The organism is Streptomyces sp. Ru72, assembly GCF_002920635.1.
Classification (GTDB): domain Bacteria; phylum Actinomycetota; class Actinomycetes; order Streptomycetales; family Streptomycetaceae; genus Streptomyces.
In genome coordinates this window covers 1-6,246 of the sequence record NZ_PQSR01000187.1, presented here as the reverse complement: position 1 = coordinate 6,246, position 6,246 = coordinate 1, and the positions used below count along the sequence as shown (strand labels likewise).

The following is a 6,246-nucleotide window of genomic DNA, read 5'->3' as shown; positions in this document are numbered from 1 at the left end:
TCCGGTGATTCTGCGGGGATCGATACGGATCCACAGGTCCCGTTGTCCGCCCGCCCAGGGTGTGCTGTACGCCTGCTCCTCCAGTCGCCGGACGGAGTCGGGGTCCGTCACGGTGCGGGCGTGTCCGCACACGAGCACGCTCCAGCCCTGGCTGAAGGAGCCGTCGATACGGTCGACCTCGAAGGCCACCTGGGAGTCGGCGGCCTGTGCGGGTACGGCCTCGGGGCTGGTCCTGAAGACGATCGAGTCGCCGACGACGCCGTAGTTGACGGGGACGATCACCGGTCCTGACTCCGTGGGCACCGCGAGCCGCCCCACGCCGTGCGTGCACAGCAGGTCCCGGCACTCCCGGATACTGAGTTCGGTGAACTTCGGGTGCCCTCCGGCCTGCCCGAGGCCGGGCGGAAGGTCGACGTCCCCGCCGGTGAGTTCGAGCACGGTGGTCTCCAGTGCGCCGGCCAGCCTCAGCAGGGTGCTGACGCCGGGCGCGGCGGTGGGCTGCTCCTCCAGGTACTGCAGATAGCTGGAGGCCATGCCGGCCCGGCACGCCGCCTCCTTGCGGGACAGTCCGAGTTCCTCGCGCCGCAGGGCGATCCGGCGCCCGAGATTGCCGGGTGGGTGGTGACCCTGGTGACCCTCCACCGCGTCCGGCGATGCGTGTGTGGGCATGGCGCGTCACTTCCTTCCGTCAGGTCGCCCGGACGGCGACGACTTCGTGCTGCTCCCCACCCAGTACGACCTTGAGCGCGCCGGTGTCGGCGCCCCGGCCGAAGACGTCGTACGCCTCCTCCATCTGGTCCAGCGGGAAGGTGTGCGTGACCAGCGACGAGGTGGGCAGCCGGCCGGCGGCCGCCATCCGCAGCAGCGTGGGCGTGGAGTAGGTGTCGACCAGGCCGGTGGTGATGGTGACGTTCCTGCTCCACAGGTCCTCAAGGTGCAGGGTCACGGGCCGCCCGTGCACACCGACGTTGGCGATGTGCCCGCCGGGCCGCACCACGCGGGTGCACAGCTCGAAGCTCTCCGGCACGCCGACCGCCTCGATGACCACGTCCGCGCCCAGTCCGTCGGTGAGGTCGGCGATCAGTTCCTGGGCATCGACGGGGTCGGCCAGGGCGTCGGCGCCGAGCCCCTTGGCGGCGTCCAGCCGCATCGCGGCCGGGTCCACGGCGACGATCCGCCCGGGGGCGAACAGCCGGGCGGTGGCGATGGCAGCGAGCCCGATGGGGCCTGCCCCGACCACGACCACGCTGTCCCCGGGGCGGACGTGTCCGTTGAGCACGCCCACCTCGTAGGCGGTGGGGAAGATGTCCGCGAGCAGCACGGCGTCCTTGCTGTCGACGGCGCCGGGCATGGCGTGCACGGACAGGTCGGCGTGGGGCACCCGGACGTACTCGGCCTGGGTTCCGTCGATGACGTGCCCGAGGATCCAGCCTCCGCCGCCGCGGCACTGGCCGTACGTCCGCTCCCAGCAGTAGCCGCACCGGCCGCAGGCGGTGATGGAGGAGACCAGGACGCGCTCCCCCGGCTGTACGGCGTGCAGGTCCCGTCCGGCCTCCACGATCTCGCCGACCGCCTCGTGCCCCAGCACCGTGCCGGGGCGCACCTCGGGCACGTCGCCCTTGAGGATGTGCAGATCCGTCCCGCAGATGGTGGTGGTCTCGACGCGCACGATCGCGTCGGTGGATTCCTTGATGTCCGGGTCCGGGACATCCTCCCAGGCGGACTTTCCGGGGCCGTGGAAGACGAAGCCCTTCATGACGATCCTTCCTTCCTCCCCCCGGGCCGGGGCCCGGGGACCGTCCGGAAGCCGGTACGGCGGTACATCCGGCGTTGAGCCGGACCACCCCATCACATCCAGCTTGTCCCACCTTGCGGGGATCCGCTTGGGCCGGTCGGCCCCGATCACCGGCCGGGCCCGAACGAACCGTACGAACGGAAGTGGACGGGCCTTCCGAGTACCCCTCTGCGCGCCCCTGCTCTGCCCGGACGCTGCCGAAGCCTCGGCGAGATCCCGGCCCTCCGGAGGCCACCGGCCCCGGCAAGGTCGGATCAGGAGGCCCACGTCCACTCCGCGACCTCCGGCATGTCCGTACCGTGAGCGCGGATCCACGCCTCGTGACGGGTGCGGGCGTCGGCCATCTGCTGGCGCACGGAGGCGGCCCGCACCGCGAGGCCGGGGACGCGGTCGATGACGTCCATGACCAGGCGGTAGCGGTCGAGGTCGTTGCGGACCACCATGTCGAAGGGTGTGGTCGTGGTCCCGGCCTCCTTGTAGCCGCGCACGTGCAGGTTCCGGTGGCCGCTGCGGCGGTAGGCCAGGCGGTGGATCAGCCACGGGTAGCCGTGGTAGGCGAAGATCACCGGCTTGCCGGCGGTGAACAGGCCGTCGTACTCGAAGTCCGACATGCCGTGCGGATGTTCCTCGCGCGGCATCAGCCGGGCCATGTCGACCACGTTGACCACCCGGACCGCGAGCTCGGGCAGGTGCCGGCGCAGCAGCTGCGCGGCGGCCAGCACCTCCTGCGTCGGCACGTCTCCGGCGCAGGCGAGGACCACGTCGGGCTCACCGCCGTTCTCGGTGCCGGCCCAGTCCCAGATCCCGGCGCCGCGCGCACAGTGGGCACGGGCCTGGTCCAGGGACAGCCAGTCGAAGCACGGCTGCTTGCCCGCCACGATCACGTTGACGTAGTCGCGGCTGCGCAGGGCGTGGTCCGCGACGGACAGCAGTGTGTTGGCGTCCGGCGGCAGATAGACCCGGACCACCTCCGGGCTCTTGTTGAGGACGTGGTCGACGAAGCCGGGGTCCTGGTGGGAGAAGCCGTTGTGGTCCTGGCGCCACACGTGCGAGGTCAGCAGGTAGTTGAGGGAGGCGATGGGGGCGCGCCAGGGCAGCCGCCGGGAGGTCTTCAGCCACTTGATGTGCTGGTTGACCATCGAGTCGACGATGTGCACGAACGCCTCGTAGCAGGAGAACAACCCGTGGCGGCCGGTGAGCAGGTAGCCCTCCAGCCAGCCCTGGCAGAGGTGTTCGGACAGGATCTCCATCACACGGCCGTGCCGGTCGAGGTGTTCGTCGACCTGGAGCACCTGGGCCTGCCAGGCCTTGCCGCTGGCGTCGAGGACGGCCTGCAGCCGGTTGGAGGCGGTCTCGTCCGGGCCGACCAGGCGGAAGTCCCGCCGCTGCGCGGTGTCCTTCATGATCTGTCGCAGCAGGCCGCCGAGGACGCGGGTGGGTTCGTGCAGGGCCGAGCCCGGCTTCTCGACGGGTACCGCGAAGTCGTCCAGGGCCGGAATGGGCAGGCCGCGCACGAGCAGCCCGCCGTTGGCGTGCGGGGTGGCGCCGAGCCTGCGGGCACCAGAGGGCACGCAGGCGAGCACGTCGGCGCGCGGGCGGCCGTCGGCGTCGAAGAGTTCCTCGGGCCGGTACGACTTCAGCCAGGCCTCCAGCTGGCGCAGATGCTCGGGGTTCTCGCGGACGCCCGCCAGCGGCACCTGGTGGGAGCGCCAGGTCCCGGCGACGGGCTCGCCGTCCACCTCGGCGGGCCCGGTCCAGCCCTTGGGGGTGCGCAGCACGATCACCGGCCAGTGCGGCCGCTCGGCCGCCTCGTCCTCGCGTGCCGCGCGCTGCAGCTCGGCGATGCGGTCCAGGGCTGCGTCGAAGGCCTCCGCCATGGCGCGGTGCACCTGCAGGGGGTCGTCGCTGCTGACGTGGATCGGCTCGTGGCCGTATCCCCGCAGGAGTTCGTCGAGTTCGGCCTCGGGGAGCCGGGCCAGGACGGTCGGGTTGGCGATCTTGTAGCCGTTGAGGTGGAGGATCGGAAGCACCGCGCCGTCGTGGACGGGGTCGAGGAACTTGTCGGAATGCCACGAGGCGGCGAGCGGACCGGTCTCCGCCTCGCCGTCACCGATCACACAGGCGACCACCAGGTCCGGGTTGTCGAAGGCGGCTCCGTAGGCGTGGGCGAGCGAGTAGCCGAGTTCGCCGCCCTCGTGGATGGAGCCCGGCACGTCCGGTGCGACATGGCTGGGCACACCGCCCGGAAAGGAGAACTGCTTGAACAGCTTCGCCATCCCTTCCGCGTCCCGTGTGACGTCCGGGTAGGTATCGCTGTAGCTGCCGTCCAGCCAGGAGCCCGCGAACACGGACGGTCCGCCGTGCCCGGGTCCCCAGACGCACAGGGCGTTCAGGTCGCGCGCCTTGATGACGCGGTTGAGGTGGGTGTACACGAGGTTCAGCCCGGGCGAGGTGCCCCAGTGGCCCAGCAGGCGGGGTTTGATGTGCTCGGGCCTGAGGGGCTCGGTCAGCAGCGGGTTCGACATCAGGTAGATCTGACCGGCGGCCAGGTAGTTGGCGGCCCGCCAGTGGGCGTCGAGGGTGTGCAGTTCCTCGTCGGTCAGTACGGTGCCGGGGTGCTCGGCGTCGGGCATCGGTGACTCCACACGTCGTCGGGGTGTTCATCGGGCGCGGCGGGCTGGGGTACCCGTTGTGCGGGGATACGAACGCCGTCGGTGCCGTGCGCCGGGGGACGACGGCGACCGGGCTGCGGCACGGGGCCGTGTGGCCGGACCGCGGTCCCGAGCCCGGGTGTCAGGCATGCGGGACGACGGCCACCGGGCAGGCCACATGGTGGAGCACGGCGTGCGCGACGGAGCCGATGTGCGGGCCGAAGAGGCCGTCCCGCGTGCGGCGCCCCACGACGACGAGACAGGCCCGGGTGGAGGCACGCACCAGCTGCGGGGCGGGGCGGCCCGTGGAGACGGTCTCGGACACCGGGACGCCGGGGAACTTCTCGCGCCAGGGCCGCAGCGCGGCGTTCACGAGGTGTTCCTGTTCGGCCGGCACCTCCCGTCCGCCCGCCGCCTGCGCATGGACGTCACCGACGGCGTGGACCACGTGCAGCGCGGTGCCGCGGCGGCGGGCCGAGTCGAAGGCGAACTCGATCGGCTCGTCGAGCGGGTGCCGCGGGTCCAGCCCGAGCACGACGTCGCGGTAGGGCGTCTCGGGGATCTCCTCGGGCGAGACGCCGTCCAGGGCCGGCAGGTGCTCGTCGGCGGAGGTCTCACCGGCGCGTACGAGCACCACGGGGCGCGATGCCCTGGCGACGACACGCTGGGACACCCAGCCGACCACGAACCCGGCGACGCGGCCCAGACCACGGGACCCGAGCACCAGCATCTCCGAGTCCTCGGCCGCCGCGAGCAACGCGGTCACCGGGGACTCGGCCGGCAGAAGAGCCTCCACCTCCAGCCCCGGATGCGCGGCGCGAACGCTGCGCACGGCCCGCTCCAGTATCTGCTCCCCCACCTCGCGCCGGTCGTCCCCGCACCCGCCGGACGGCGCCGGGAGCGGCTGCCGCCTCCAGGCGTGGACGACCTGGAGCGGCGCACCCCGGCGCAGCGCCTCCCGGGCGGCCCAGTGGGCGGCCGCGAGGCTCTCGTCGGACGCGTCGACTCCCGCGGTCACGGGCCGGACCATCTCGCGCACCTCCTGTCCGGGCTCTGCTGTCCCTGCGTCGAGCCTGGCGCGGGAACGGCGTCGCGCGCAGGGGCCGCAGGGACCCATCGGCGGGCCCAACGGCCCAACGTCGCCCGAACCCGGCCCGTCACCTTCCGGGGCCCGGACGGGCGCATGACCGCGGGTGGCCGGGGTCGCCCGCGCGGTGCCGGACGTCCCGGCCCGGGGGCCGGGTGGCCCATGGCCCGGGGACGGGAGGCGGGGTCACGCTGGGAGCGTCGGGTCCCCACGCCGTCCCCTGGAGGCCGTGATGAACGCTCCCCCCACCACCAGCATGCTGCGTGCGCTGCCCCTCGCGCACCGCGAGCGGCTGATGCGCACCGCCCGTGAGGTGTCCTTCCCGCAGGGAACGCGCCTGTGCGAGCAGGGCGGACGCGCCGACCGGTTCTGGGTCATCCGCTCCGGCACCGTCGACCTCGACCTGCACGTGCCCGGCCGGCGCGCCGCCGTCATCGAGACCCTGGGGCACGACGAACTGCTCGGCTGGTCCTGGCTGTTCGGCGCGCACGCCTGGCACCTGGGCGCCGAGACGACGACGCCGGTGCGGGCGTACGAGTTCGACGCCGCAGCGGTCCGCTCCATGTGTCAGGACGATCCGGTGCTCGGCTTCTCGGTCGCCCAGTGGATGGGCGGCATCCTGTCCCACCGCCTCGACTCCGAACGCACCCGGCTGCTGGACCTGTACGCCCCCTACGGCAGCGGCAGCTTCGGCTGACGAGGGCGCAGCGGCT

Annotated in this window: 5 protein-coding genes; 1 reads left to right on the top strand and 4 read right to left on the bottom strand. The window is 72.6% G+C overall.

Annotated elements, in window-relative coordinates:
* The 4 genes from C3488_RS38765 to C3488_RS38750 all read right to left on the bottom strand — a co-directional run.
* Positions 1–669: pyridoxamine 5'-phosphate oxidase family protein (locus tag C3488_RS38765; protein WP_103845520.1), on the bottom strand; the 669-nt coding region annotated here is incomplete at its 3' end.
* Between the two features lie 19 nt (positions 670–688).
* Positions 689–1,756 carry a zinc-dependent alcohol dehydrogenase family protein gene (locus tag C3488_RS38760; RefSeq protein WP_103845519.1) on the bottom strand — a complete coding sequence of 356 codons (1,068 nt, stop codon included), beginning with the start codon at positions 1,754–1,756 and terminating at the stop codon, positions 689–691.
* Positions 1,757–2,049: 293 nt separating this feature from the next.
* Positions 2,050–4,428: a phosphoketolase gene (locus tag C3488_RS38755; protein WP_103845518.1), complete on the bottom strand. Its 2,379-nt coding sequence runs from the start codon at positions 4,426–4,428 to the stop codon at positions 2,050–2,052.
* 160 nt (positions 4,429–4,588) lie between these two features.
* A complete protein-coding gene (locus C3488_RS38750; RefSeq protein WP_103845517.1) occupies positions 4,589–5,476 on the bottom strand; it encodes a universal stress protein in 888 nt (295 codons plus the stop codon).
* Positions 5,477–5,765: 289 nt separating this feature from the next.
* Here C3488_RS38750 and C3488_RS38745 point away from each other — a divergent pair, with 289 nt between their 5' ends.
* On the top strand, positions 5,766–6,230 hold the full coding sequence (locus C3488_RS38745; RefSeq protein WP_103845516.1) for a cyclic nucleotide-binding domain-containing protein: 465 nt from the start codon (positions 5,766–5,768) through the stop codon (positions 6,228–6,230).
* Positions 6,231–6,246: the final 16 nt, after the last annotated feature.